Source organism: Pseudomonas sp. UBA5666 (assembly GCF_002420785.1).
Taxonomy (GTDB): Bacteria; Pseudomonadota; Gammaproteobacteria; order Pseudomonadales; family Pseudomonadaceae; genus Aquipseudomonas; species Aquipseudomonas fulva.
On the sequence record NZ_DIIQ01000039.1, the window covers coordinates 14,104 to 40,326 of the forward strand.

Genomic DNA, 26,223 nt, shown 5'->3' on the forward strand with positions numbered 1-26,223 from the left:
GTAGTTTTCTTTGTCCAAGGTGAGTGCCTCAGTTCAAGCGCTATTTACGGTTTGGCAGATCAACACTTGGACTCGCGCTGCTTTCGCGCGTGACCAGTGAAATGTCCAGTTCGACAACCCGCTCAATCTGGATACCTTCGACCTGCGCAATCATCATGTCGGCGCTGAGTTGCCCGATTTCGAAAATCGGGATCCTGATCGAGGTCAATGAGGGCGATGCAATCGCGCTGAAACTGATGTCGTCGAAGCCGGTGATGGTCATCTGCGTCGGCACGCAGACTCCCCGACGTTTAGCTTGCTCGCAGGCCCCCAGCGCCAGCAGGTCTGTGGTGCAAACCAGCGCAGTCGGTCGCGGTTGCATGGCAAACACCTGCTCGAAACCGGCGCGTCCGCCGTCAAGGCTGAATGGCTGTTCGATGATCCGGTTTTCAGGAATATCGAGCCCCATCTGCGCAAAGCGTTTACGCACCCCTTCGATTCGATACCTGGCACGCTCGTTGTACTGGCGCTGTCCGGTGAGAATTGCAACGTCCCGGTGGCCTAGCGCAAGCACATGGTCCGCGATCAACTCGCCTCCCCGCACATTGCTGAAGCCCACCGCGCAGTGTTCACGGCAATCATCCACCGACCACATCAGGACGTAGGGGCGCTGTGATCGCTGCAACAGTTCGAACACCGCAGGATCATGGTCTGTGCCCACCAGGAAAATCCCTTCCACACCTCTTTCGATAAAGTTACGCACACTGGAAAGCTCTCGCTCACGATCGTACTCGTGCGAGGCAATGATCAGTTGGTAGCCACTTGTATTGAGCCGCTGCTGCAGCGCCTGGATCGAGTCAGCGTAGATCGGGTTGTTCAATGTGGGGAAGATCGCAGCGACACTGAAGGTACGCCGTAATGCGAGGGCTCGCGCAGCGCCGTCCATCACATACTGCAGCTGCCGTACAGCCGCATCGACCTTGGCAAGCGTGCTTGGTTTGACCTGGTCCGGGTTGGACAAGGCACGAGAAGCACTGCCCAGTGAAACGCCGGCCAGACGTGCCACGTCGCGCAGTTTTGGTTTGTCGTTTTTTGTCATGGTGGTGGTAACTCCTGCTTGACAGCAGTGTATCACCAGACTTAAAAATGAACCGGTTCATTTATGAACAAAGTCGTCCTGAATCAACAATAAGACCACAGCCACGCAGCCCACGCCTTGCCAGGCGTTTTTTTTGACCCTGTAATTGAACCGGTTCAAATCCATGCGGCATGGCTGATACACCAGGAGGCAACACAATGAAAATCATGCCCTGGGCCATCAATGGCCTTGCTGCCCTTACCCTGTCAGTCTCGCTCACCGCACATGCCGATGTGCCAATAGGTGCCCTCTACCCACTCAGCGGAGCCCTCGCACTGCTGGGCGATGAGAGTTTTCGCGGGGTCGAATTGGCCGTGGAGCAGCGCAATGCCGCTGGCGGCCTCAACGGTGAGCGAATCAAGCTGATCAAGGCCGATGCAGTGGATGCCGCGCAAGCGGTCAGCGCCGCTCGCCGGCTTACCTCCAGCGACAACGTCGCTGCGGTGTTCGGCAGTTACTCCTCGGCATTGTCTTTCGCCGCCACGCAAGTGACCGAGCTGGCCGGCATTCCTTATTTCGAGCTCGGAGCCGTGGCCGACAACATCACCGATCGTGGGCTTCAAAACGTTTATCGCAGCAACCCCACCGCTCGTAATTTCGCCGAAGGCACCATCACCGCCATCACCCAACTGGTCGCTCCTCAACTGAAGGTTGATGCCAAGAGCCTGAAGATTGCGATCATTCATGAAGACGCGCTGTACGGCACGACCATCGCCAACTTCCAGAAAGAGTTGGCGGCCAAGGAAGGCTTGCAAGTGGTGGAGGTGCTGCCCTACTCCGCCAAAGCCGTCGACCTTTCGTCACTTATCCTGCGCCTCAAAGGCGCTGGCGCCGATGTTGTGTTGCAAACCTCCTACCAGAACGACACCACCCTGTTCTTCCGACAGATCCGTGAAGCCGGCTTTGCGCCTAAGGCCATCATCGGTGCCGGTGGAGGCTATTCCATGCAGGACACCGTCAAGGTGGTCGGCGCGCAGAACATCGAAGGCGTACTGGACGTCGATTTCCCGCAGTTCCAGACCAACGAGGCCGGTGCACCGGGCATCGCTGCCTTCGCCGAAGCCTATCGCGCACGCTACGGCAGCGAGCCGCGCTCAGGCCACAGCCTGATCAACTATGTCGGCGCCAAGGTATTCCTCGATGCCATGGCCAGCGCCAAATCGCTCGATGCCGAAGACATCCGCGAAGCGGTAAAGACGATCGACATTCCGATCGGTCAGACCGCCGCGAACATCGGTGCGAAGTTCGCTGCCAATGGCCAGAACGAGCGCGCACAAACCACCATCATGCAGTGGCAGCAGGGCGTGCTTAAAACCGTCTATCCCCAAGCCGCCGCCGTTGCCCAGGCCACTCTGGCCAGCCAGCCCTGACCCACACGCTGTACGCAGGCCCGCGTCGTGCTTGTGGCGCGCCGCCTGCGCATGAGGACCTTTCATGGATATCTTCCTGCAACTTCTGCTGAACGGTGTGTTGCTGGGTGGCACGCTCGCCATCATCAGCATCGGTCTGACGCTGATTTTTGGCATCGTCCGGGTGGTCAACTTCGCCCATGGCGAGTTCCTGATGATCGGCATGTACGCGGTGTACCTGATGAACGTGCATTTCGGCCTGCACCCCTACGCCACGGTCATTCCTGCAGTGGCGCTGCTGTTTGTGCTGGGCGCGGGCATGCAGCGCTTCATCATCCAACCCCTATTGGCCGCCGAAGGGCACATTCAGATCTTCGCCACGGTTGGGGTGTCGATCGCCCTGATGAACGCTGCGCTGATGGTATTCGGTGCCGATGTGCTCACCGTGAGCAATCCGAGCGGTGTGGGGGCCGGCAGTTTGGCCGTCGGCCCGCTGCGGGCTAACACCGGCCAGTTACTGACGTTCATGGTTTCGCTGGCACTGGTCGGCGGCCTGCACTGGTTCCTGCACAACACCTTCCTGGGGCGCGCCGTGCGCGCCACGGCACAGCACCGCAATGCCGCGTTGCTCATGGGGGTGAACGTAAACCGCATCTACATCTTCGCCTTTGGCCTGGGCTGCGCCTGCCTGGGGCTGGCGGCGGCGATGATCGCGCCGCAGTACCCGGTGTTTCCGACCTTCGGCACCTTCTTCGTCCTCACCGCGTTCGTCATCGTGGTGCTAGGTGGACTTGGCAGCCTCTCCGGTGCCTTGGTTGGTTCGTTGCTGATCGGCGTCGTCGACAGCCTGGCTGGCTATTACATCGCCCCTGACCTCAAGGAAGTCGTGTACTTCCTGATTTTCCTGGCGATTCTCATTTTCCGCCCCACCGGTCTGTTCGGTGCCGGGCGTGGCTCAGAATAGGAGCTAACCGATGAACTTTCTTCATCCGCGCATCTACCTCAGCTTTGCAGCGCTGTCGCTGTTGCTGATCATCCCGTTCTCGGCGGGCTCGAACTTTGTCTTCCACCTGTTCATCCTGATCTGCAGCTATGCAGCACTGGCCAGTGCCTGGAACATCGTCGGCGGCTTCGCAGGCCAGCTGTCCCTGGGCCATGCGGTGTTCTATGGCACCGGCGCCTACGTCAGCACCCTCCTGCTGCTGCACCTCGGCATGAGCCCGTGGCTCGGCATGCTTGTGGGCGCGGTCGTGTCCACCGTGCTGGCCGTAGTTATCAGCTGGCCCTGCTTCCGACTGCGTGGGCCTTTCTTCGCCTTAGCGACCATTGCTGTACTGGAGGTAGTGCGCCTGCTGGTCATCAATCAGCATGACCTCACCGGCGGCGCTGCGGGCCTGGCCGTGCCTCTGAAGCTGGGGGCGGAGTGGATGCTGTTCCGCGCACGTTGGCCTTACCTGTTGATCGCATTCGGTTTCCTTGCAATCACCTTGCTGGTTTCGTGGAAAATCAAGCATTCGCGCCTGGGCTATTACCTGATCGCTGTACGCGAGCGCGAGGACGCAGCCCAGGCCGTGGGCGTCAACGCAGTCAAGGTCAAACTGATCGCCGTGGCGTTGTCCGCGGCGCTGACCAGCCTGATCGGAAGCTTCCACGCCATGTACCTGACCTTCATCGAGCCTGGTGCCATGTTCTCGCTGGAGCTGTCCATCCAGATCGCCATGTTCGCCCTGATTGGAGGCCTTGGGACCTTGTCGGGGCCTCTGATCGGTACCCTGATCGTGTTGCCGCTGGCAGAGCTTGCACGTGGCTGGCTAGGCGACGCCGGCAGCGGCGTACACGGGCTTGTCTATGGACTGGTGCTGGTAGCCTTTGTCCTGACAATTCCACAAGGCCTGGTAGGGCGCTTCGGGCAGAGGGTCAGTGCGTGGGTGGACCGGCTACCTGGCGGCAAGCCCAACACCGTGCCGCCAGCCGCAGCACGCCCGGTATCCCAGCCGTCGAAGCATACGGGCCAACCGATTCTGGTCGCGGAAAACCTGCACAAGTTTTTCGGCGGGTTGCACGCGACCAACGACGTGTCGCTGACCCTCAACGAGGGTGAGATCGTGGGTGTGATCGGCCCCAACGGTGCCGGCAAGACCACCGTGTTCAACCAACTCTCGGGATTTATCCAGCCCTCCTCGGGCCAGGTGAAGGTACGCACGGCAGCCGGTCAGTGGGTAACGCCGTCCAGCCCTGCGCAGTTCGCCGTGGCCGGCATTGGCCGTACGTTCCAGATCGTGCAGCCGTTCGCTGACCTGAGCGTGTGCGAGAACATCATGCTCGGCGCATTCATGCACACCCGCGACCCCGTCGAAGCCCGGCAGATCGCCACCAAGGTTGCCGCCCTCACCGACCTTGGCCCACTGCTCGACACCCGCGCACGCAACCTCACGGTCGGTGGCATGAAACGCCTGGAAATGGCCCGTGCGTTGGCCACGCGCCCGCGCGTCCTACTGCTGGATGAAGTCATGGCGGGCCTGAACCCCACCGATGTCGGCAAGGCCATCGAGATCATCCGCCGTGTGCGTGACACGGGGGTCAGTGTGCTGATGATCGAGCACATCATGCAGGCAACCATGACCTTGTCCGACCGCATCGTGGTGATCAGTACCGGCGCGGTACTGATGGATGGCGAACCACAAGCTGTGGTGACCAATCCGCAAGTCATCGAAGCTTATCTGGGCAAGGAGTACGACCATGCTGCGGCTTGAAAACATCCATGCTGGCTATGGCAATACGGAGGTCCTGCGAGGCGTCTCTCTCGAGGTCAAGGCGGGTGAAGTGGTGACCTTGGTAGGCGCGAATGGAGCCGGCAAGACCACAACACTTCGCAGCCTCTGCGGCCTGATCCGCCCCTCTCTCGGCACGGTCGAATTCGAAGGCCGCCGCCTCGACGGGTGTGCCCCTGACGAGATTGTCGCTGCCGGCGTCACGCTGATTCCCGAAGGGCGCCAGTTGTTCCCGTTCATCAGCGTACGCGACAACCTGCTGATGGGAGCCTATAAAAAGGCCGCTCGGCCTGCGGTCAAGCAACGCCTGGAACAAGTGCTGGAGCTGTTCCCGCGGGTACGTGAGCGATTGGAGCAACATGCCGGTTCACTATCGGGTGGTGAGCAACAGATGGTCGCCATCGCACGCGGGCTGATGTCTGATCCCAAATTGCTGATTTTCGACGAGCCGTCTCTGGGATTGTCGCCGCTGCTGGTTTCCCAAGTGTTCGGCATCATCGACAAGATCCTCGCGCTGGGTACCACGGTACTGATCGTCGAGCAGAACATCGTCCATACCCTGCGTGTCGCTCATCGCGGCTACGTGCTGGAGAACGGCAGCATCACCCTGACAGGCACAGGGCAAGAACTGCTGGAGAATCCCCATGTCAAGCGGGCGTACCTGGGGCTATGAAGGAGCGGCAGACTATGGAGCAGAAGATGCTGTTGATTGAACACCGCCCAGGAGGCAGTGCTGCTTGCCTGCATCTGACCGAGGCTGACATCCCGACCCCGGCCGCTGACGAAGTGCTGATCCGGGTTGCGTATGCCGGCGTGAATCGCCCGGACATTTTGCAACGCTCCGGCAGCTATCCGCCCCCTGTTGATGCTTCACCTTACCTGGGCCTGGAAGTCTCCGGTGAAGTCGTGGCTGTCGGCGCTGGCGTACAGAACGTGCAGGTTGGCACGCACGTCTGTGCACTCACGCCGGGGGGCGGTTATGCCGAGTACTGTTGTGCACCGGCCGCGCATTGCCTGCGGGTTCCCGTTGGTTACAGGCCTGTCGTAGCGCAGGCGCCAGCAGGGTCATCAACTACCACGAAGAAGACTTCGTCGAGGTGATCGACGCCGAAACCGCAGGCAAGGGGGTCAACCTGATCCTCGATATGGTCGGGGGTAGCTACCTGCAACGAAATATCGATGCGCTGGCCGTGGAAGGCCGGCTTGTGCAAATCGCCTTCCTCGAAGGCAGCCAGGTGGACCTGAACGTCATGCCGATCATGCTCAAGCGCCTGACGTTTACCGGCTCGACACTTCGCGCCCGACCCAAAGCAGAGAAGGAGGCGATCGCCGACGCTTTGCAGGTCCACGTCTGGCCTCTGCTCGATTCCGGTCTCTGCCTGCCGGTTATTCACTCTACTTTCCCTCTGTATCAGGCCGCACAAGCTCATGCGCTGATGGAGACCAGTCGTCACATCGGCAAGATAATGTTGGAGATAAACCCATGATTGCAGGACGTCACAGCGGTAGAAATGTTCTGGTTTCAGGCGCGGCAAGCGGTATCGGCGCGGCTATCGCACAACGCTATTGCGAAGAAGGTGCCCGCGTTGCGCTACTCGACCTCAACCCGCAAGCCGTGCAAGCACAAGGTGAAGCACTGCGCGCCCAGGGCTTCCACGTTGCCTGGCAAGCTGCAGATGTTGGCGACTTTGAACAATGCCAGCATGCCTGTGCGCTGCTGGCTGAGGAAATCGGTCGCGTGGATACGCTCATCAACAATGCGGGAATTTCCCCAAAGCATGAGGGCAAGCCTGCCCCGATCTGGCAGATGAGCCCAACGGAATGGCAGCAGGTGGTTGCGGTAAATCTGAACGGCGCGTTCAACCTGTCACGTTTGCTTTCGCCCTCGATGGTCGAGCAACGCTTCGGCCGCATCATCAACATGTCCTCGGTGGCAGGCAGTGCGTACCTACCTTTGGTCGCAGCACACTACAGCGCTACCAAGGCGGCCATCATTGGCTTTACCCGACACCTGGCCGGAGAACTCGGTGCCTATGGCATCACGGCCAATGCTCTGGCACCTGGGCGCATCGAAACCCCTCTGTTGAAGACGGTTGCCTCCGCAGCCAATGAAGCAGTGATCGCCGATACGCCGTTGCTCAGGCTGGGGCAGCCGTGTGAGGTCGCCGACGCGGCGTGCTATCTGAGTGCGCCAGATAGCGCATTTATCACTGGCCAGGTGCTGGATGTGGCAGGTGGCTGGCTTATGCGTTAATTACTTTCCAACGCGTTATCAAATAACGCGGGCTGCCGGCTTCGGTGGCTCGCGGACCTTGTCGGCATCGGCTCAAAACGCCCGCAATAAAATCGAGGCCACAACTTACACCGGCAGTTCGGTAGTGAGCTTGATCTTTTCCATTGGAACCTCGGTTTTGACATTTTGCACCACGTCCAGGCTTGTCAAATGAGCGATCTGGAAGCGTCGATAAGCCTCCAGGTCTGCTGCCACTACTCTAAGCATGAGATCACAATCGCCTGCCATCACGTGGCACTCCACCACTTGCGGTAACTGGCGGACGGCGTTGATGAACTCATCGGTGGTGGCCTGGTCCTGGCGCTTGAGCCAAACCCGGACGAACAAAGTCAGCCCTAGCGCCACTTTCGCCGGGTCCACCAGCGCCACGTAGCGTTCAATCACGCCAGATTCCTCCAGCAGGCGGACCCTACGCAGGCATGGCGATGGGGAAAGCCCGACCTGCTTGGCAAGCTCCTGATTTTGCAGGCGACCATCTCTCTGCAGGGCGCTCAAGATGCGGCGATCGATAGCATCTAGCTTGATTGGCATTGGATTCTCGCTATAGGAAAATTCTGAAACTGGATGCTAAATGCTCATGCTGATCATGCAATTACGCAAGCAAATTTCAGCGACAAATTGAAATAATTTGCCTCCAACGGAGGTGCGTATGAATGTCATTGAACCTGCTCTGAGTGATCCCCCAGCCACAACACCCAACGACGATTTGCGCCGCGGAGCAATAGCTGCCGTACCCGTTCTGCTGGGCTTCATTCCCTTTGCCTTGGTGCTCGGCGCCCAGGCATCGCAACGCAGTCTTGCTGCAGGCGAGGTCGCGCTGATGACCGGCTTGAACTTTGGCGGCGGCTCGGAATTCGCCGCTATCGAGCTCTGGACATCACCTCCGGCAATCCTGGTGATCGTAGCCATGACCTTGCTGGTCAATAGCCGACACCTGCTGATGGGCGCGACTTTGGCACCCTACCTGCGGGATTTGCCGCTGAGGCAGGCGCTCGGCGCGTTGTTCTTCATGTGCGATGAGAGCTGGGCCATGGGCCTGGCCGATGCGCGCCGACGCGCAGGCTTCAGCTTGCGCTATTACATGGGCGTTTCGTTGTGCCTCTGGGGCACTTGGGTCTGCTTTACCACCCTCGGCGCATTGGTAGGGCCGCTGCTGGGCGACCTGCATGGCTACGGCTTCGACATGGCCTTCGCGGCAGTCTTTCTGGTACTGCTCAAGGGCATGTGGAAAGGTGTGCATGCCGCCCTGCCCTGGCTCTTCAGTCTAATCACTGCAGCACTCTTTTATCTGTTGATCCCCGGTGGCTGGTATGTGCTGGCTGGCACCGTTGCAGGACTGGTCAGCGCCTACCTGTGGGCCAAACCATGATGGATATCACCACCTTGGTCACCATCCTTGGGATGGCCGTCGTCACTTACCTGACTCGCATCATGGGTTTTCTGCTGTTGCGTAAACGGGTCATCGGCCCACAGCTCACCCAGGTGCTCGAGGCAGCCCCCGGTTGTGTGCTGATTGCAGTGATCGCGCCAAAATTCGTCAGTGGACAGCCGTCTGACCTGATTGCCTTGGGCCTCACCCTAGTTGCGGCCACCCGTTACTCCTTCTTCCCGGTGGTGGTATTCGCCATCGTTGTCACTGCTGCTCTGCGAACGGCCTTGCCGAGCTGAACGTTCACCTTTCTGAAGAAAATCCCAATGGTTAATCTTTCCAAGCGAGACTTGCTAGCTCTCGGTTTCATGACCTTTGCGCTTTTTGTCGGCGCCGGTAACATCATCTTTCCGCCTATGATCGGCCTGAGCGCGGGTGACCAGGTATGGACCGCCGCCGCAGGCTATTTCATCACTGCCGTAGGCATGCCGGTACTCGCGATTGTCGTTCTGGCTCGATTTGAAGGCTCCATGGACAAGCTGTGCGCGCCACTGGGGAAACTGGCTGCGCGCACATTGGCAATCGTTTGTTTTCTGTGTATTGGCCCCCTGTTTGCTACTCCGCGCACCGCTACCGTGTCATTCGAGGTTGGTGTAGCACCGTGGCTCGGCAACAGCCCTGCGCACTTGTTCGCTTACAGCGCCCTCTATTTTGCCTTGGTCCTGGCGGTATCCCTGTATCCCGGCCGGCTGTTGGACTCGGTGGGCCGCTGCCTTGCGCCGATCAAGGTAGCTGCTTTGGCGATCCTCGGTGTTGGAGCATTCATCTGGACTGCGGGTCCACAAGGTCCTGCTGAGCCACCGTTCGATACCCAGGCCTTCAGTAAAGGGCTTACGGAAGGCTACCTGACCATGGATACATTGGCCTCACTGGTATTCGGTGCAGTGGTAGTGAACGCCTTGAAACATCGCGGCATCCATGCGCCGCGGCAGCTGTTCAAATACAGCGTCATCGCAGCGTTGATTGCCGGTGTGGGTCTAAGCCTGGTCTACGCCAGCCTTTTCGAACTGGGGGCTCATGCAGGCGGGCTCGTCGATCATGCCGACAATGGTGCTCAGGTGCTCAATGCCTATGTACTGCATACCTACGGCGCAGTCGGCTACTGGCTCCTGGCATTCCTGATCACCATCGCCTGCCTGGTAACGGCGATTGGACTGACCTGCGCATGCGCAGAAGCATTCAGCAAATTCTTGCCGCTCGGTTACCGCACACTGGCAGCGCTGCTCGCTGGATTTTCCTTCGCTGTCTCCAACGTGGGACTTACCCAACTGATCGCGGTGTCTGTACCGGTGCTGACCGCAATCTACCTGCCTTGCATCGCAATCATTCTGCTCAGCCTGATTAGCTCTCGCCTCAACAGCCCTGCGCGGGTATTGATACCGGTAACCGCTTGCGCACTGGGTTTCGGCCTTATCGACGCATGCATGGCAGCGGGTTTACTGCCACCGAGTGTTCTGCTCTGGGTCAGTCAACTCCCCTTGGCTAACGCCAGCCTTGCTTGGTTACTGCCCTCCTTGGCCATATTTTTCGTCGCAACTGTTTACGACCTGTACAAAGGAGCGAAAACCCGCTCATCTTCTCTGTCGCCGGAGTCGGCCTGACCAAGTGATTTACCTTTTGAACGGAGCACGGGTATGACCGACATTGCCAAGCAGTCACACAGGATCGAGACGCCACGAGGTCATTTGTATGCAGAGTGTTGGAGTCCGCGGAAATCACGCGGGGTTCCAATCGTGCTTCTGCACGATTCACTAGGGTGTGTGGAACTGTGGCGCGATTTTCCGCTGCGGTTGGCCCAGTCTTGTGGGCGCGAGGTGATCGCCTACGACCGGCTTGGTTTTGGGCGCTCTAGCGCTTGCTTGGTCAATCTGACACCGAGCTTCATCGAGGATGAAGCTCACGGTGATTTTCAAGCAGTGCGTGAATACTTCCAACTAAGCCAATTCGTGGTTTTCGGCCATAGCGTAGGCGGCGGCATGGCGGTTGGCTGCGCGGCCGCCCATCCGCAAGCATGCCACGGACTGATTACCGAGTCCGCCCAAGCTGCAGTCGACAACGCGATCCTTGACGGTATCCGTTCCGCAGCGCGGCGGTTTGCCCTGCCTGGCCAGATGGAACGACTTCAGCAGTACCATGGAAAGAAAGCTGAGTGGGTTTTGCGCAGTTGGGTCGATACTTGGCTCTCGGAGGAATTTCGGCAGTGGAACCTTGATAGGCAACTGGCCCAGGTACAGTGCTCAGCGCTGGTTCTACATGGAGACCGCGACGAGTATGGGACTCGGCATCATCCCGAGCGTTTGTGTGCTGGGATAAGCCGAGCGCCTACTTTGCACATGCTGGAAAACTGTGGGCACCTGCCGCATAGGGAGTACCCAGACCAAGTACTCGCGGCTACGAGCGTGTTCCTTGCTAAGTCAGCCGGACACCTGTACTAGCGCCGTGCACGCTTGCTATCCGGTGGTTCCACAACTCTCACCGAACGCATTGGCAGCTGCGCTGGAACCCTTACAGCGAAAGGGTTCCAGCGGGCCTTTAGCGAACTGGGTGAACATTCCCGAGTTGTTGATCTGCATGGTAGGAAGATCGCACCAACGGACCAGAAGCTACATGCCTGAAGCCCATCCTCGCCCCCTCCTCGGCAAACCAGGCAAACACGTCGGGATGCACGAATCGCTGCACTGGCAAGTGACTGCGCGACGGCTGCAGATACTGCCCCAGCGTCAGCATATCCACCCCGTGCTCACGCATCCGCGTCATCACCTTAATCACCTCCTCGTCCGTCTCCCCTAGCCCGAGCATCAGGCCTGATTTGGTCGGCACCTCCGGGACCAACTGCTTGAACCGCTCCAGCAAATCCAGAGACCACTCGAAGTCCGACCCCGGCCGCGCTGCTTTGTACAAGCGAGGTACCGTCTCCAGGTTGTGGTTGAACACATCCGGCGGCGCTTCGGCGGTGATTGCCAACGCCGCCTCCATTCGCCCACGATAATCCGGCACTAGCGTCTCCAGCTGGATCCCAGGGCACTTCGCACGAATCTGGCGAATGCATTCGGCAAAATGCCCCGCACCGCCATCGCGCAGGTCGTCGCGGTCCACCGACGTAATCACCACGTATTTCAGGCGCAAATCGGCAATCGCGGTGGCCAGGTTACGCGGCTCGTCCACATCCAGCGGCCTGGGCCGACCGTGCCCGACATCGCAGAACGGACAGCGCCGCGTACAGATATCGCCCATGATCATGAAGGTCGCCGTGCCCCCGGAGAAACACTCCCCCAGGTTTGGACACGAGGCTTCCTCGCAGACGCTGTGCAGCTTGTGCTTACGCAGCAACGCCTTGATTCGTGCCACCTCGGGCGAGGCGGCGATCTCCACGCGGATCCAGTCCGGTTTGCGTGGCACATCCTCGGTGGGCAGGATCTTCACCGGAATCCGCGCCACCTTGTCGGCGCCACGCAGCTTCACCCCTGTCTGCACAGCCATGACCTCAGCCACGGTAGTAACGCTGCGCAACGAACGGCGTCCGCACTACCTGCATCGGCACCAGCTTGCCGCGCACCTGGGCGAAGACTTCGCTGTCCAGCGCCGCCTGCTCGCTCTGCACGTAACCCATGGCCAGTGGCCCGCCCAGGCTCGGGCCAAAACCGCCGCTGGTAACGCGGCCGATCACCTCCTCGCGGGCATTGACGGTCAGCGTGCCCTCGCGCACCGGCACCCGCTCCTTCGGCAGCAGGCCGACGCGCTTGCTGGCCACGCCATCGCGCTGCTGGGCGAAGATCTGCTCGGCACCGGGGAAGCCGCCGGCACGTTCGCCATCGGCACGTCGTACCTTGGAAATCGCCCAAGCTAGGCTGGCCTCGATCGGCGTGGTGCGGGTTTCCATATCGTGGCCATACAGGCACAGCCCCGCCTCCAGGCGCAGCGAGTCGCGCGCACCGAGGCCGATGGCCGCCACCTCGGGCTCGGCCAGCAGCGAGCGGGCCAGCATCAGCGCCGCCTCGACCGGCACCGAGATTTCATAGCCGTCCTCGCCGGTATACCCCGAGCGGCTGACATAGCAATCGACACCCAGCAGGCGTAGCGGCGCGAACTGCATGAAGGTCATGCCGGTCACTTCCGGCGCCAGGCGCGCCAGCACCCGCGCCGCCGCCGGCCCCTGCAGGGCGAGCAAGGCTCGGCTGTCGAACAGCGATTCCACTTCGCAAAGGCCTTCCAGGTGCTGCTGCAGATGACGCAAGTCCTGTTCCTTGCAGGCGGCGTTGACCACCAGGAACAGCTCGTCATCCGCCAGCCGCGCGACCATCAGGTCGTCGAGGATGCCCCCGTCGGCGCTGGTGAACAGCGCGTAACGCTGCATACCCACCGGCAGGTCGACGATATCCACCGGCACCAGGCGCTCCAGCGCCTTGCCGGCATCCACGCCGCGCAGGCAGATCTGGCCCATATGGGAGACGTCGAACAGGCCGGCCTGCTCGCGGGTGTGCAGGTGTTCCTTGAGTACGCCCAGCGGATACTGGACCGGCATCGCGTAGCCGGCAAACGGCACCATGCGCGCACCCAATTCCAGGTGCAGAGCGTGCAACGGTGTCTTTTGTAGTGTTTCAGTGGACATGGGGTGACTCCAGGCATTCGGTAGAGACGACGGCCAGCGTGCTGCTGGCCGTCTCGATGGATCAGGCTGGGTAGACCGGGAACATCGCGCACAGCCCCGCGACTTGCTTCGCCACGTGGGCCTCGATCTGGGCATTGCCGAGGTGGTCGAGGATGTCGCACACCCACGTCGCCAGTGCACGGCATTCCGCCTCCCGGAAGCCGCGGGTGGTGACCGCCGGGGTGCCAATACGCAGGCCCGAGGTCACGAACGGTGACTGCGGGTCGTTGGGTACCGCATTTTTGTTCACGGTGATATGGGCACGGCTGAGGGCAGCATCGGCGTCCTTGCCGGTGATGCCCTGACGGATCAGGCTGACCAGGAACAAGTGGTTGTTGGTGCCACCGGAGTCCACGTCATAGCCACGCTGGATGAAGATCTGTGCCATGGCCTGGGCGTTCATGATCACCTGGGCCTGATAGTCCTTGAAGCTGGGGTCGAGGGCTTCCTTGAAGCACACTGCTTGGCCGCGATCACATGCATCAGCGGGCCGCCCTGGCCGCCGGGGAATACCGCCGAGTTGAGCTTCTTCTCCAGCTCTGGCTCGCCCTTGGTCAGGATCAGGCCGCCACGGGGGCCGCGCAGGGTCTTGTGGGTGGTGGTGGTGACCACGTCGGCGTATGGCAGCGGGTTTGGATACAGGCCTGCGGCGACCAAGCCGGCGACATGGGCCATGTCGACGAATAGCCAGCCGCCGACCTTGTCGGCGATCTGGCGAAAACGTGGGAAGTCCAGTGTTCGCGAATAAGCGGAGAAGCCGGCGACGATCATCTTTGGCTGGTGCTCGACAGCCAGGCGCTCGACTTCGTCGTAGTCGATCAGGCCATTGGCGTCGATGCCGTATTGCACGGCGTTGTAAAGCTTGCCGGAGGACGAGACCTTGGCGCCGTGGGTCAGGTGACCGCCGTGGGCCAGGCTCATGCCGAGGATAGTGTCGCCAGGTTGCAGCAAGGCCAGGTACACGGCGGCATTGGCCTGAGAGCCGGAGTGTGGCTGAACGTTGGCGTAGCCGGCGCCGAACAATTGCTTGGCACGGTCGATGGCCAGTTGCTCGATCACATCGACGTGCTCGCAGCCTCCATAGTAACGCTTGCCCGGGTAGCCTTCGGCGTACTTGTTGGTCAGTTCGGTCCCCTGGGCCTGCATCACTTGGGGGCTGGTGTAGTTTTCCGAGGCGATCAGCTCGATATGGTCTTTCTGGCGCTGCGTCTCGCGACGGATGGCGTCAAACAGTGCAGGGTCGAAATCAGACAGGGTGAGGCTTTTGTGGAACATGGGAAATTCCTTGTTGTTCGGGTTTTATAGCCAGGTTTTCGCCCCCCTATCGCTGGCAAGTCAGCGACAGGGGGCGAAAGATCACTCAGGCATCCTGATAGTTCGACACCGGCGGACAGGCACACGCCAGATTGCGGTCGCCGTAGACGTTGTCCACGCGCCCCACCGGCGGCCAGTACTTGCTCTCGCGCAGGCTCGACAATGGGTACACCGCCAGCTCGCGACTATAGGTATGCGTCCATTCACCAGTCAGCTCAGCCGCTGTATGCGGGGCGTTGCGCAACGGGTTGTCCTGCTTGTCGAGCCCACCGGTCTCCACCGCACAGATTTCCTCGCGGATTGCGATCATGGCCTCGCAGAAGCGGTCCAGCTCTTCCTTTGACTCACTCTCGGTCGGCTCTACCATCAAAGTCCCGGCCACCGGGAATGACATGGTCGGCGCATGGAAGCCATAGTCGATCAGGCGCTTGGCCACGTCCTCGACACCGATTCCGCTGCTCTCCTTGAGCGGACGCAGATCGAGGATGCACTCATGGGCCACCAGGCCGTTCTCGCCCGTGTAGAGCACCGGGTAATGCTCCTCCAGGCGCCGGGCCACGTAGTTGGCGCTGAGGATCGCCACCTGCGAGGCGCGTTTGAGGCCCGCTCCGCCCATCATGCGGATGTACATCCAGGTGATCGGCAGAATGCTCGCGCTACCAAACGGCGCCGCACTCACTGCCCCGGTCTTGCCAGCACCCGGCAGGAAAGGCGCCAGGTGCGCCTTGACCCCGATCGGCCCGACGCCCGGGCCGCCACCACCATGGGGAATGCAGAACGTCTTGTGCAGGTTCAGGTGGGAAACATCGCCACCGAACTTACCTGGCGCACATAGGCCGACCATGGCATTCATGTTGGCGCCGTCGATGTACACCTGACCGCCATGTTCATGGACGATCTCGCAGATCCGCGTGATACCGTCTTCGAACACACCGTGGGTCGAGGGATAGGTGATCATCAACGCGGCCAGGCGTTCACGATGCTGTTCGGCCTTGGCCTGCAGGTCGGCGACATCGACGTTGCCGCGGGCATCGCAGGCGACGACCACCACCCGCAGCCCGGCCATCTGCCCCGTGGCCGGGTTGGTGCCGTGGGCCGACGACGGGATCAGGCATACATCGCGCCCGCCCTCGCCTCGGCTGGCGTGATAGGCACGGATCGCCAGCAGGCCGGCGTACTCGCCCTGGGAGCCGGCGTTGGGCTGCAGCGACACGGCGTCGTAACCGGTGGCGGCACAGAGCATGGCTTCCAGCTCGTCAGTCAGTTGCCGGTAACCCCTCGCCTGTTCCGCCGGGGCGAACGGGTGCAGGGCGCCGAATTCCGGCCAGGTGACCGGGATCATCTCGCTGGCGGCGTTGAGCTTCATGGTGCAGGAGCCCAGCGGGATCATGGTGCGGTCCAGGGCCAGGTCCTTGTCGGCCAGGCGGCGCAGGTAGCGCATCAGCTCGGTTTCCGAGTGATAGCGGTTGAACACCTCATGCTGAAGGAAAGGGCTTTCCCGCAGCAGCGCGGCCGGCAGGCAATCCTCGACATCCAGTGCCAGCGCGGCGAACTCCGGCAGGGCCTGGCCGGGCACGGCGAACACCTGCCACAGCGCCTCGACGCTGGCCTGCTCGCAGGTTTCATCCAGGGACACGCCGAGCCGCGTGTCGTCGATGAGGCGCAGACTGTTAGCACGCTTCACCGGACGCGCCATGCTGGCCCTACCCACACCAGGCTGTATGCCGCAGCGACCGCTATCTTCGCCGCGATAAGTGCAATGATAGCTCGGAAGAGGCGATGCAGGACTGTGCGCCGCCGATGGAGCTTGAAGTCATACCACCAACCCACGAATCTGGTGCGGTCCCCGTGTTGAAGCCAGCGATGTTCAGCCCGTTCCCCACACTGCAGGCGTGGGCAGGCGTGGCGGCTGCGCTCTATGGACGCCATTCAGACGGGGCTTTCAGGGGCGGGTTTAGCGGCATGACCGACTGGCCTCAGGCGACACTCCCCCGCAACTCGATAAACTCAGGGTATGTTGACATAGCAGTCCGCAGTCGCTGCGCTTACCTACAAGATCGGTGGCGTGCAACCCCCGCCTGAGGTCATAGTGTCATCAAAGTCTCTCGACATTTGCCTTTGGAACACTTGTCATGAACAGTATCACGATCCACGGAATTAGCGACCAGCCCTCAATCAGCTGCTGGACCTCTGCTCATGGGGCTTTTTTAACAAGGAAGGCGCAAATTTTTCGAAAAGCAATGGAGGTGCTCGGCAAAGGAGAACTGGCACAGCGTTGGATGATCAGCCCTGCGCTTGGTCTTGGCAACCACACCCCATGCACCTTGCTTTGGAGTCATGAAAGCTATATGGAGGTATGGGCCTTCCTCTACCGTCTTGAGTACGGCGTTTACACGTGAGCATCAGAATGCTGCTGATCGGGCTACGGGCTAGCCCGGGTTTTGGTATGCATCTCTCTGGTAGTGATACTCCTGTGGTGAAAGGCGACCAGCCGGGCCGAATAACAAGTGGGTAACACACGCTTCCAAGAACGCAATCGCCTCGGCTTGAGCGTACTGCGCATAAAAGCTGCGGTACGCGAGCGGGAGCGTACCGCGGCTCTGGAGGCAAAGCTTGACCATCTGAGCCAAAACGTAACCGCGTATATCGTATCGTGCGTCCACCTTTCTGAGCACAGTGTCGTAGCAGGAGTGGAAAACGACTGCTTTCGAATGGACACTAGGGGGGCTTTTTTGATCGTTCATGGACAGCCTACTGTAAAAGCGTTGAACCGCAGGGACAGTGTCGAAGCCACTGGAACGTGGCTTGGAATACGTCGCGTTGGTTCACGCGAATGAAGAAAAAGTGTAGGAAAACCTCAAAAATGAAGTTTTTTTTGCCAAGTGAAGAAAATCATTTCGGTGGCGGTGATCGTAACAAAAAAACACGAATCCCACATGCACCTAGAGCTCTCGACCTTGGCCTTCAATGCCACCTTAGGCGGCACAGTGTCTCGCAAAGCAAATCCACATTTGAAACCACGATCAGCCTTGGAATCTATCTCTGCGCCACTCCTAATCTAGCCTCGAGCAGCGCCGGCTCTCCCGTTCAGACTTAAAATATAGTGGTAGTTCGTTTGAGTACGGACCAACTTAGAATTGAGCTTATAGGATGGAGACTAAGTATGAGAGCGCACCTTCTTTTTGCACAGCTTTTGCTGGCGGAAATTAGGACATCAATTCTCCCACCACACTACTATTCCATTAGCTTGGAATAGTAGTTTGGCAAAACTTACCCGCTACCTCAATGTGATCCAGTGCGGGAAATCATCTAATGATCGATTGCAGCGACTAAGTGCTTGGTTTAATAAAGCATTTAGAGTAGCGACCTCAATAGACATCGTTGCTGCTTGTGCCATGAAAATATCGGAAAAGGCTTCGTAAATATGGTGCATCAACAAAGATGCCAACATCGTCTCAGAAATCAATGTCAAATTCCGCGATCTACGTATCTTTGATATCATCACTGGCTTATCAACATCACAAAAAACGTCAGCTAGAGAACCAACAAAACTAGGACCGCGAATTCGCAACAATTCACACGAATGAGAGGTGTGAGCGGAGTCAGAGGAATGAGTCAACTGTTCCGCGCGCACGCCCAGCATTGCTCTACCATAGAGATTGATCGTGGGCTTACCGACCGAAAAAGCATGGCCTACTATTTTGCAGCTGCGCGCGTCAACTACATAACATAAAAACGGATGTTGCCTCTTGAACTGACCCGACACCTTGACGTAAAAACCCAGGGTAACGTAAATCGGAACTATATAAGTGTACATGAAATACTTATGCGAACTGTGGAGTGCAAATACTTAGGGCGCTTGTCTGGAATCTGATCAAGCTATTTCTAAGCCAATAATAAAGCTCTTTATCAAATTTATACACGCTCCCCCATATTTTTTCCGGCGTATCTGATTCCCAAGGATCGCCACGAAGTGACTTAAAGGCCTCCTTTTGACTAACCCACCCTAGCAATATTCCAATAAAAAAAAGCGCGCGCGCGCGACAAGCTGCAGAAGCCCTAAACGGCTGCAAGTAGCAGCTAAGGTATAGCGTCTCACCTTCACTGGACACAATATCTAGCAGTCTGTTACTACCGGAATGACGATACAAATCCATGCCTGGTGTAAGAAGAGCCCGCATAAGGCTCATTATTGTGTTATCAAAGAGATAAATGCAACGATCCTGCTGAAGATTACGTAATTTTACGAGTTTCTTCTGAACACGACATGCGGTTTTAAGCAAATCGGCCCAGTTGTTAACATATTCTGCATGTCCGAGATTCTTACTCTCAATACTATGATTCCATTTAAATATGGCCCGAGGCGCATCCAACGCGGCACCTATCTGTCGCGGGACATCCTTAAGCAACACATCATGCAATTCACAAAATGGTTTTGATACGTATCGCCAGGCAATCTTGAGCATCAAAGAACAATTAGATCGAAGATTTTCACGCATGCAATCTTCGCAATAAGATCGCCGAAATCCCCAAGGTATCATCGGCGCGACATTAACAGGCTTGACGAATCTTTCTAAATCTGACCCCATAATCAATGGCAGAACCTTCCATTTATGGTCCGGGCTTATAAAATCTAAGTCGCAGTGAGCTTCACGCTTTTCAAATTCGAAAAGTGACAAAAATAATCGTGGACCACGTCCATAACCCCCAGCATTGTGCAGTATATACTGCTGCACTTCTGGGATTTGACATAGCCGATAACTCCAAGATGAAAGAGATTCACCGGCTATCATTTTAGCATTCGAGCATAGCCCGGACTTCAACATACTGACTTCCTTGAATTGAAAGCTCTTCTTCAGCACCTGAAAATTTGAGTAGGCTATCATTTCTTAAAGTCGCATATGCGTAAGCCACCTCTAAGGTCTTTACAAACTCATCGAGCCGGCATGCTTGCTGCTCGATGTGTTCAAGTGCACATTCAGAAAACTTAATACTTTGTCTAGTTTCACCATTCGCAGCGATTAAAAACTTAAATGCGACATTGGAAAGATCAGATGACTCGAGCGACATTCTAACTCTAAATAAATTCACCCTTCCTTTCATAATTTTTTCTATCTTTCTTGCCAGCGGCCGATAGTGCGTTGTATATAGAACAACTAGACCATTTCCGACTTCCGATATAGCGACCAAGCATTCAGCCAATGAGTTATCATGTGTGATTTCGAAGCGCTCCAAGTCATCAATTACTACTAGCTTTAACCCTACCTCATTTATGTACTGATCCATATATAAGGGAGCTTTTTTCAGGTGCTCGTAGGGGGATCTTATTGCCAAAGAAATAGCGAAATTATCCAATAAAGATAGCTTGCCGAAGCTAAAATTATAATTGACCTTAGTTGCCTCTACACCAAATTTATTTACCACATGTTCAAGACTGGCGGACAAGCCACAACCAGGTTCGCCCTCTAGGTGAACGACTACACCCTTAGCAGTGATGTTTGTATTTCGTATTAGCTCTGCTATGGTATTCGTCAATTCAGGGAACGAATATTCAATCTTGCATTGTCCTTGGAGAACTTTAATTGCCTTGGAAATACGGGAGCTACTATTCATGCGAAACCGCCCTCACGCTCAAGCTGGTCGACGTCGCGCAGCGCAATACATAGGTCATCCATAATATACTCAATATTGTCAAGATGCTTGTGAGCAATATGTTCAGAGCCATCAGTGATTGCGGCCATGGCTGCCGCCTGTAAAATTTTCACAATGTTATCGGTCAGCCCCTGGCCCGTCTCCATTATCTTTAGAAACAACTTCTGGTCTTTGAAGTTTGTCGGCTTCCGTAAAGGGAGGCGAAAAATGTACGATGCTACAAAGCTTCTGAACTCACTATCATTCCCCCATTGTTTTAGGGACCTCACAGCATACCGGCGGGCCAACTGAGCGTCACGCCTCAATACCCGCGCGGCATCTGGGATACCGAATGCAAAGACACAGAGACCATAGTTAGAGCCAGCTAAATTCTTCAACAATGACAAGTTAATTCGCTGCTGGAAGTCTGTTAATGTCAATGCATCATGAATCTCATCGATAACGATGGCCCGAATATTTTGACTTTTAATCAAGTATTGCAATTCCGGCGAGATATTTTCATTCAGACGCGCACGACGCGACACACCTACTCCAATTTCTTGCAGTATCAACTCCTTCAATGAATAGCCATTAGGGCTTTGATGCATTGTTACAAATACCATTTTCTCCGCCCAAACACGATGTCGCTTCTTCAATTCCTCAATCATGCTAGTTTTACCTGAGCCACCAGGCCCTATTACTAGCATACTGGGGGCATTGATTTTATTTGTCATCTGCATCATCACATGCATACGTGCAATTAGGTTTTCAACTGAGGGATGAGGCACCCAAATATCCTGACAGCACACCAATGTTCGCTCATGATCCGTTAACGAAAAATAGCTATGGCTATCGGGATGCACGTGGGAAAAATCGGACATAATAGTCTCGCAAAAACAATTGGATTAAGGCAAAAATCAAAATACTTAATCGTTCATTAATGAACGATCAATACAAAGTCGGCTCATCTTCGTAATCTACACTATTGTTTGAGCGCAGGTTCGAGACTATCCCAGGCATCGAATGGTCAATCAGCCCTCTACGCCCTCCAACCTGGCTAGCACTTACATGGGCAACGTTCGAATAATTTTCAGCGCTTTCATTATTTTTTTTGCTCGCGCCTTCTAAAATGATGGAGTAAGCATTATGCTGCTCTAGACCTTTTTCCTTCTTCAGACGCCTAGCCTTAGTCGTAGCTTTTACTTCATTTACCACGAGTTGATTTGCACTATATACTGCCTCACTGCCACGCCTAGTCATAGTGCCATTTGGTATGGACTTAATGCGCCTCTGATGCCGATAATATTCATAATGCGAATGTCTGCCAGAAGAGTTTCGTACACAAGGAACCACGAACCATTCTGTATTCACTTTAACCCTTATTACATCAAGGTTGTAAGGGTCATACTTAACCAGCACCTTCTCTCTAATATGATTTTTTAGTGCAGGAGCATAATAAAACCGTCGGAATAACTCTATCCCTTGCGGAACTACTTGTTTTGCGGCAAACTCTGGATAAAAGCTAAAGCGAAAACCATCATGGTCTTTTTCTGGAATGCTTTTTGGTTCCACCCCATCTCGATAATAATCATTCCAAGCTTCAATAGGGCTTTTCCCGATGCCAGAATGCTTGGTCTCATGATATGCGCACACTTGATAAATCATGAACTTGCGTAGCGCACTAAACGTCATTGATGCGCGTTTTTCACTGCTATATGACTTCCGGTCGATTACGTTTGAACCCGTTGTTCCTGGCAAAAAATGCACTTTGGTTGTCATGAACTTCCCAATCAAACTCTCGATATGTCCTCCTTGATGTTTTTTTCCTACATTGCGATGCCTTACGTCAATTCCATAGTGCTTGCAGTTTAGTACCAGCACATCAGATATGAATTCCTTAGCATTATCAGTATGGATAGTTTCCATCAAGCCGTGAACTGGCCAAAGGTTTTCCTCCATCCCTAAAGCTAATAAGATCTTATTCTTTGGCAGCACGCAATTTTCGATTAACATTGCCACGCTTACAGCGCTCGGTGGCAATAAAGACAAATAGAACCCAAGAACCACCCTTGTATGGATACAAATTGCCAAACTGATCCAAGGCCTGCCAATAATGACTTGGCGGTCATTTTCGTCGACCAACAATATGTCCATGACGGTGTGATCGAATTGAACCCATTGGAGTGGGCGGTCGGTTTTCTTATGTCCAGGCCTCGCTCCGTATCTTTGTTCCGCTGCGTCTTTTCCGTATTTCCTTTCGTACAATAATCTTGGAGGCTTAGATTTAATCCTTCGCCTGACCGTATAGTAAGAGGGACGCACAACTTTTTGAGCATCAGCTTCTGACTGACATACCGACCACACCTTCGCATAGCTAGCAGAAATACCATAATAGTAATCATCAAAAGCTTTATCAATAATTGCTTCCACGCGAGCATCAAGTTTATCGCTCCCGCTTTTACGACCCCGCTTACCTGGCACTAATTTATTGTAATTTCGTGCCCCTCGAGACCTTGCTACCAACTTATAAAAATACTGCTTCCCTATGCCTAGTAAATTTATGCCTTCAGCGGCTGATATTTTTCCATCAATGAAGAGGCTAATTACCGTAAAGCGCTCACTTCCGACCTTATGCCGCCCTATCTCCTCTAGCGGCGTAAAGCTATTTAACGCCCCCCACAAATCTTCTGAAGTATCGGTCATAGCTTTGAACCAAGGATTATGAAATTGACAAGTACACCTGTAGAGCCCCGATGGACATGCTTTAAACCATCAGGTGATACCCATCTACCTGAGCGCGAAGTTGAATGCTTTTTCATTTTTAACTTCCATTTTGGCTTTGTGTCAACCCTGTGAATGCAACTTTTTTGATAGGCGAAGGTGAATCTTGATCAAAACCCACAAAACAATAGACGTATAAAACGCAACCCAAAACGCCATACCGAAATTCAAAGCTCAAGCATTAAAAAGTACAAGGTTGACGCACAAATCACTGAGTAAATCGAGGCAGAAGCCTCCAATTGAAACGGGAACGACGGAATTTCATCAAGGCTTCATCTCGGTACATGCTCAATCCAAAATGCATTTACTAAATTCATCTTGTCAGAGGGTCGTTCGTCCTTAGTTTCAAACGAAAAGTAGCCCTAGGGCCCTGCATCGCAGAAGGCGAAGCCACCAGGGGGAGCCCTAGGCTCTGTACGAAATCCCGAGAAACCTAATCGTCGCTCCTTTAGCGCTGAGATTTTGTAGAGTTACGCGCCATTAACGGAAAGGAATTCTGTGATGGCAAGGCGCTACGAACTCACGGACGAGGCCTGGGATGTGGTCTCCGATCTCTTCATCGAAACCCATGGCCGAGGCCGGCCCCGACTGAGCGACCGGCTGATGCTCGATGGCGTGCTGTGGGTGCTCTGCTCAGGTGCTGCATGGCGAGATATGCCAGAGCGCTTCGGCCCATGGTCAACGGTGTATCAACGGTTTCGGGGCTGGCGAAACCAAGGGACTTTAGAGCAGATGCTCAAACGTCTGCACCTGCGATTGAATGAGCAGGGCTTGATCGATCTGCAAACCTGGATGATCGACTCAACCGCAGTACGCGCAACCCGAGCCTCATCAGGCGCCGGGAAAAAAGGGGGCCTGACGAGCCTGCCGATCATGCTCTAGGCCGCAGTCGCGGTGGCCTGACAACCAAAATCCACATGCTATGCGACGCCAACGGAACACCGCTGCGTTTTCTCCTCTCTGGCGGTCAAGCCAGTGACATCAGCTACGCACAACCACTGTTGGACGAGGTCAGCATTCCATCGAGCCAACGTGGCCGCCCGCGCAAGCGCTGCAAATGGCTGCTTGCCGACAAGGGCTACGACGCAGAAGCGCTACGCCGCTACTGCGACCAATATCGAATGCAACCCGTCATCCCGCTGCGCTCGATGAAGCGCAAGCCCAAGCCTGGCTTACCAAGACTGTTTGACCGGCCCAAATACCGACAGCGCAACATCATCGAGCGCATGTTCGGCTGGCTGAAAGAGAACCGTCGGATCGTGACTCGCTTCGACAAGCTCGCGAAAAGTTATGCCGCCATGGTCTCACTGGCTTGCTCCATGCGGTGTTTGCGACATCTCTTTTCGTACAGAGCCTAGAGAAATCTGGACGAAACGGATCACTTATTGGTGGGTACAACAGATGCAGCCACCAACACAACACTCTGCGCAAAAAGGCTTCCACCGAGCCAGATTGCCCAGCAAGGAGGGATGGAGATTGCGGTTTGTTATGTGCGGAGACCGGAGAATTCTGTTTTGGCCGCAGCGCGAGTGTCCGGCTACGCCGTCTTTGCCTGTCTAGGTAGGCGCATGCCACGGCCTCCGGGGTTAGCGACCACAACTGGGTAGACCGCCCATCGGGGGCGGAGATAGGGCCAATAAATCTACTGATCTAACTTTGGACTAATTTCATGACAGCCGAACTACCTTCGTATGGGAGATATCCTCGACAAAATGGTATTCGTTGTTGTTGATGCTTAATAAGGCGACAATCCACAAAAATAATGTTTAATCTAGCGACTATCCCAAGAAAAGTCGCTTAAATTGGCAGGGCATCGGCTAGAGCCCTTGTGAAACAACGCTTAGGGCTAGTCGCCTCATTTCGCGACAGCCTCACAATTGTCACGGCTCAGGCAGTCTAGAACTGAACGGCCTCCGCCAGCATCCTTTAGCGACTACAATTTCTTTTCATGATATGGCGCTCGATCGCCTAGGCCCCAGCGTCGGCTCACCCGGGCCAAGCTCGGACGCCGGCAAGCAGCTCAATGCCGGCGGTCTTATCAGCTGCGTCCTAGAGACCTCACGCTCCAAATGCCATCCCATGCCCGCTCCTCGTCCTGTGAGTACCCTGTCTGCTTGTCCGCTCGTTTGCACTCAACGTAAAACTCAACATCATGATCGCTGATTAGCATATCCGGAGACCTTCGCGTCTTCCCGTTTGGCCAGAGGATGCTGTTCTCAGGGATGAAGGCAACGTTATAGCCGTTTCTCAGGTAAAAAGCGGCTGTCAGAAGCTCAAAAATCTGTGTCTCTGGCTTCCCGTTATTGGCAAGCATCTTGTCCAGGACATCGTTAACGCCAGGCACTTCTCGAAGCTCATCAGCGTAAGCTCCGATTGCCATGACATACGGGTAAACACGTCGGCTACTATAGGCAGAGTCGCTGAGCGGCGTATCGAAAGACAACTCAGCGGCGAGGATGTACCAGTCGATGTCGTTCTCAGGTGGTTCGAAGAGCTGCGGCTCGATTGGCATTGCTAGGTCGATCACTGCCTCCTTTTCACGGATACGTGCCAAATACGCTGCTTTGCGCTTCGCCCAAGCCTCCTCACCAATCCTGTCCACCAGCAGTTTGTGAAACGCTTTCTTTTTCGCCCGATCAACAAACCCTTTTTCCATACTTCACGCCCTCAGTCTTCACTTGGCACTTACGGCAGGCTGTTCTCTGAGCCTTCAGCTGGCTGGTGGTGTAATAACAACATTACCTGCAAAGCCATTGCCAGCACTTAACGCCCCAACCTGATTTTCTTTGCGGTATTATTATGAGTCAAATATTTCTACTTTTCTAAGCGAGCATTCTCCAAGGAAAATATAATGTTACCATGCACGTCCTCTGAATCGCCCCGGGTTTCC

Annotated in this window: 20 protein-coding genes and 3 pseudogenes; 12 read left to right on the top strand and 11 right to left on the bottom strand. The window is 56.0% G+C overall.

Annotated elements, in window-relative coordinates; translation table 11 throughout:
• Positions 1-40: 40 nt before the first annotated feature.
• Positions 41-1,078, bottom strand: a complete 1,038-nt coding sequence (locus tag B2Y33_RS16660; protein ID WP_016486890.1) for a substrate-binding domain-containing protein — start codon at positions 1,076-1,078, stop codon at positions 41-43.
• Between the two features lie 197 nt (positions 1,079-1,275).
• Between B2Y33_RS16660 and B2Y33_RS16665 the strand changes: the two genes are divergently transcribed.
• The 6 genes and pseudogenes from B2Y33_RS16665 (at position 1,276) to B2Y33_RS16695 (ending at position 7,491) form a co-directional block, all read left to right on the top strand.
• Positions 1,276-2,487, top strand: coding sequence for an ABC transporter substrate-binding protein (locus B2Y33_RS16665; protein WP_009684904.1), 1,212 nt, complete (start codon positions 1,276-1,278; stop codon positions 2,485-2,487).
• A 64-nt stretch (positions 2,488-2,551) separates the two neighbouring features.
• Positions 2,552-3,430: a branched-chain amino acid ABC transporter permease gene (locus B2Y33_RS16670; RefSeq protein ID WP_009684903.1), complete on the top strand. Its 879-nt coding sequence runs from the start codon at positions 2,552-2,554 to the stop codon at positions 3,428-3,430.
• A gap of 10 nt (positions 3,431-3,440) precedes the next feature.
• Positions 3,441-5,219: an ABC transporter permease subunit gene (locus B2Y33_RS16675; RefSeq protein WP_009684902.1), complete on the top strand. Its 1,779-nt coding sequence runs from the start codon at positions 3,441-3,443 to the stop codon at positions 5,217-5,219.
• Entirely contained in the window at positions 5,206-5,910 is a 705-nt protein-coding gene (locus B2Y33_RS16680) for an ABC transporter ATP-binding protein (protein ID WP_009684901.1), read from the top strand. The genes B2Y33_RS16675 and B2Y33_RS16680 overlap by 14 nt, the downstream gene beginning before the upstream one ends.
• Positions 5,907-6,724 (top strand): annotated as a pseudogene (locus B2Y33_RS23290) (NAD(P)H-quinone oxidoreductase). Before B2Y33_RS16680 ends, B2Y33_RS23290 begins: the two are co-directional and overlap by 4 nt.
• Positions 6,721-7,491 carry an SDR family oxidoreductase gene (locus tag B2Y33_RS16695; RefSeq protein ID WP_009684898.1) on the top strand — a complete coding sequence of 257 codons (771 nt, stop codon included), beginning with the start codon at positions 6,721-6,723 and terminating at the stop codon, positions 7,489-7,491. The pseudogene B2Y33_RS23290 and the gene B2Y33_RS16695 overlap by 4 nt, the downstream one beginning before the upstream one ends.
• 105 nt (positions 7,492-7,596) lie before the next feature.
• Here the strand turns inward: B2Y33_RS16695 and B2Y33_RS16700 are convergent, their stop codons facing one another.
• Complete coding sequence (locus tag B2Y33_RS16700) at positions 7,597-8,061, bottom strand: Lrp/AsnC family transcriptional regulator (RefSeq protein WP_009684897.1); 465 nt, start codon at positions 8,059-8,061, stop codon at positions 7,597-7,599.
• Between the two features lie 118 nt (positions 8,062-8,179).
• Here B2Y33_RS16700 and B2Y33_RS16705 point away from each other — a divergent pair, with 118 nt between their 5' ends.
• The 4 genes from B2Y33_RS16705 to B2Y33_RS16720 are packed head-to-tail and all read left to right on the top strand — an operon-like array spanning position 8,180 to position 11,394.
• The gene (locus B2Y33_RS16705; protein WP_009684896.1) at positions 8,180-8,899 is read left to right on the top strand and encodes an AzlC family ABC transporter permease; all 720 of its coding nucleotides are present in this window, start codon (positions 8,180-8,182) and stop codon (positions 8,897-8,899) included.
• Positions 8,896-9,198 carry an AzlD family protein gene (locus tag B2Y33_RS16710; protein ID WP_033690795.1) on the top strand — a complete coding sequence of 101 codons (303 nt, stop codon included), beginning with the start codon at positions 8,896-8,898 and terminating at the stop codon, positions 9,196-9,198. Before B2Y33_RS16705 ends, B2Y33_RS16710 begins: the two co-directional genes overlap by 4 nt.
• Positions 9,199-9,225: 27 nt before the next feature.
• Positions 9,226-10,560, top strand: coding sequence for a branched-chain amino acid transport system II carrier protein (gene brnQ, locus B2Y33_RS16715; protein ID WP_016486888.1), 1,335 nt, complete (start codon positions 9,226-9,228; stop codon positions 10,558-10,560).
• Between the two features lie 33 nt (positions 10,561-10,593).
• Positions 10,594-11,394, top strand: coding sequence for an alpha/beta fold hydrolase (locus tag B2Y33_RS16720; protein ID WP_009684893.1), 801 nt, complete (start codon positions 10,594-10,596; stop codon positions 11,392-11,394).
• A gap of 97 nt (positions 11,395-11,491) precedes the next feature.
• Here B2Y33_RS16720 and lipA read toward each other — a convergent pair whose 3' ends face one another.
• The 4 genes and pseudogenes from lipA to gcvP form a co-directional block, all read right to left on the bottom strand.
• Positions 11,492-12,439: a lipoyl synthase gene (gene lipA, locus B2Y33_RS16725; protein ID WP_099815951.1), complete on the bottom strand. Its 948-nt coding sequence runs from the start codon at positions 12,437-12,439 to the stop codon at positions 11,492-11,494.
• A gap of 4 nt (positions 12,440-12,443) precedes the next feature.
• Complete coding sequence (gcvT, locus tag B2Y33_RS16730) at positions 12,444-13,568, bottom strand: glycine cleavage system aminomethyltransferase GcvT (protein ID WP_009684891.1); 1,125 nt, start codon at positions 13,566-13,568, stop codon at positions 12,444-12,446.
• A 220-nt stretch (positions 13,569-13,788) separates the two neighbouring features.
• Positions 13,789-14,882 (bottom strand): annotated as a pseudogene (glyA, locus tag B2Y33_RS16735) (serine hydroxymethyltransferase); the annotation flags it as partial.
• Positions 14,883-14,967: 85 nt separating this feature from the next.
• Positions 14,968-16,590: pseudogene (gene gcvP, locus B2Y33_RS16740) on the bottom strand (aminomethyl-transferring glycine dehydrogenase); the annotation flags it as partial.
• A 463-nt stretch (positions 16,591-17,053) separates the two neighbouring features.
• On the opposite strand from gcvP, the gene B2Y33_RS16745 reads away from it, so the two are divergent.
• Complete coding sequence (locus B2Y33_RS16745) at positions 17,054-17,320, top strand: antitoxin Xre/MbcA/ParS toxin-binding domain-containing protein (protein ID WP_009684887.1); 267 nt, start codon at positions 17,054-17,056, stop codon at positions 17,318-17,320.
• Positions 17,321-18,745: 1,425 nt separating this feature from the next.
• Here the strand turns inward: B2Y33_RS16745 and B2Y33_RS16755 are convergent.
• From B2Y33_RS16755 to B2Y33_RS16770, 4 genes are all read right to left on the bottom strand, one after another.
• Positions 18,746-19,747 carry a hypothetical protein gene (locus tag B2Y33_RS16755; protein WP_143524266.1) on the bottom strand — a complete coding sequence of 334 codons (1,002 nt, stop codon included), beginning with the start codon at positions 19,745-19,747 and terminating at the stop codon, positions 18,746-18,748.
• A complete protein-coding gene (locus B2Y33_RS16760) occupies positions 19,716-20,534 on the bottom strand; it encodes a hypothetical protein (protein ID WP_143524265.1) in 819 nt (272 codons plus the stop codon). The genes B2Y33_RS16755 and B2Y33_RS16760 overlap by 32 nt, the downstream gene beginning before the upstream one ends.
• Entirely contained in the window at positions 20,531-21,433 is a 903-nt protein-coding gene (locus B2Y33_RS16765; RefSeq protein WP_232251875.1) for a TniB family NTP-binding protein, read from the bottom strand. Before B2Y33_RS16765 ends, B2Y33_RS16760 begins: the two co-directional genes overlap by 4 nt.
• 67 nt (positions 21,434-21,500) lie before the next feature.
• Positions 21,501-23,255 carry a Mu transposase C-terminal domain-containing protein gene (locus B2Y33_RS16770; RefSeq protein ID WP_080641041.1) on the bottom strand — a complete coding sequence of 585 codons (1,755 nt, stop codon included), beginning with the start codon at positions 23,253-23,255 and terminating at the stop codon, positions 21,501-21,503.
• 579 nt (positions 23,256-23,834) lie between these two features.
• Here B2Y33_RS16770 and B2Y33_RS16775 point away from each other — a divergent pair.
• Positions 23,835-24,691, top strand: a protein-coding gene (locus tag B2Y33_RS16775; protein WP_104148369.1) for an IS5 family transposase whose coding sequence is annotated in 2 segments (ribosomal slippage) — positions 23,835-24,176 and positions 24,179-24,691 — 855 coding nt in all. Because the reading frame shifts where the segments join, the coding sequence is not laid out codon by codon here.
• 680 nt (positions 24,692-25,371) lie between these two features.
• On the opposite strand, the gene B2Y33_RS16780 is transcribed toward B2Y33_RS16775, so the two are convergent.
• A complete protein-coding gene (locus B2Y33_RS16780) occupies positions 25,372-25,989 on the bottom strand; it encodes a hypothetical protein (protein ID WP_050587350.1) in 618 nt (205 codons plus the stop codon).
• Positions 25,990-26,223: the final 234 nt, after the last annotated feature.

Excerpts from the sequence above, each read along its gene's own strand:
- B2Y33_RS16745 (WP_009684887.1), top strand. The coding sequence starts at position 17,054 with ATGAACAGTATCACGATCCACGGAATTAGCGACCAGCCCTCAATCAGC.
- B2Y33_RS16765 (WP_232251875.1), bottom strand. The coding sequence starts at position 21,433 with ATGTCCGATTTTTCCCACGTGCATCCCGATAGCCATAGCTATTTTTCG.
- B2Y33_RS16760 (WP_143524265.1), bottom strand. The coding sequence starts at position 20,534 with ATGAATAGTAGCTCCCGTATTTCCAAGGCAATTAAAGTTCTCCAAGGA.
- B2Y33_RS16695 (WP_009684898.1), top strand. The coding sequence starts at position 6,721 with ATGATTGCAGGACGTCACAGCGGTAGAAATGTTCTGGTTTCAGGCGCG.
- B2Y33_RS16755 (WP_143524266.1), bottom strand. The coding sequence starts at position 19,747 with ATGTTGAAGTCCGGGCTATGCTCGAATGCTAAAATGATAGCCGGTGAA.
- B2Y33_RS16720 (WP_009684893.1), top strand. The coding sequence starts at position 10,594 with ATGACCGACATTGCCAAGCAGTCACACAGGATCGAGACGCCACGAGGT.
- B2Y33_RS16705 (WP_009684896.1), top strand. The coding sequence starts at position 8,180 with ATGAATGTCATTGAACCTGCTCTGAGTGATCCCCCAGCCACAACACCC.
- B2Y33_RS16670 (WP_009684903.1), top strand. The coding sequence starts at position 2,552 with ATGGATATCTTCCTGCAACTTCTGCTGAACGGTGTGTTGCTGGGTGGC.
- B2Y33_RS16660 (WP_016486890.1), bottom strand. The coding sequence starts at position 1,078 with ATGACAAAAAACGACAAACCAAAACTGCGCGACGTGGCACGTCTGGCC.
- B2Y33_RS16700 (WP_009684897.1), bottom strand. The coding sequence starts at position 8,061 with ATGCCAATCAAGCTAGATGCTATCGATCGCCGCATCTTGAGCGCCCTG.
- B2Y33_RS16710 (WP_033690795.1), top strand. The coding sequence starts at position 8,896 with ATGATGGATATCACCACCTTGGTCACCATCCTTGGGATGGCCGTCGTC.
- lipA (WP_099815951.1), bottom strand. The coding sequence starts at position 12,439 with ATGGCTGTGCAGACAGGGGTGAAGCTGCGTGGCGCCGACAAGGTGGCG.
- B2Y33_RS16665 (WP_009684904.1), top strand. The coding sequence starts at position 1,276 with ATGAAAATCATGCCCTGGGCCATCAATGGCCTTGCTGCCCTTACCCTG.
- brnQ (WP_016486888.1), top strand. The coding sequence starts at position 9,226 with ATGGTTAATCTTTCCAAGCGAGACTTGCTAGCTCTCGGTTTCATGACC.
- B2Y33_RS16680 (WP_009684901.1), top strand. The coding sequence starts at position 5,206 with ATGCTGCGGCTTGAAAACATCCATGCTGGCTATGGCAATACGGAGGTC.
- B2Y33_RS16770 (WP_080641041.1), bottom strand. The coding sequence starts at position 23,255 with ATGACCGATACTTCAGAAGATTTGTGGGGGGCGTTAAATAGCTTTACG.
- B2Y33_RS16675 (WP_009684902.1), top strand. The coding sequence starts at position 3,441 with ATGAACTTTCTTCATCCGCGCATCTACCTCAGCTTTGCAGCGCTGTCG.
- B2Y33_RS16780 (WP_050587350.1), bottom strand. The coding sequence starts at position 25,989 with ATGGAAAAAGGGTTTGTTGATCGGGCGAAAAAGAAAGCGTTTCACAAA.
- gcvT (WP_009684891.1), bottom strand. The coding sequence starts at position 13,568 with ATGTCCACTGAAACACTACAAAAGACACCGTTGCACGCTCTGCACCTG.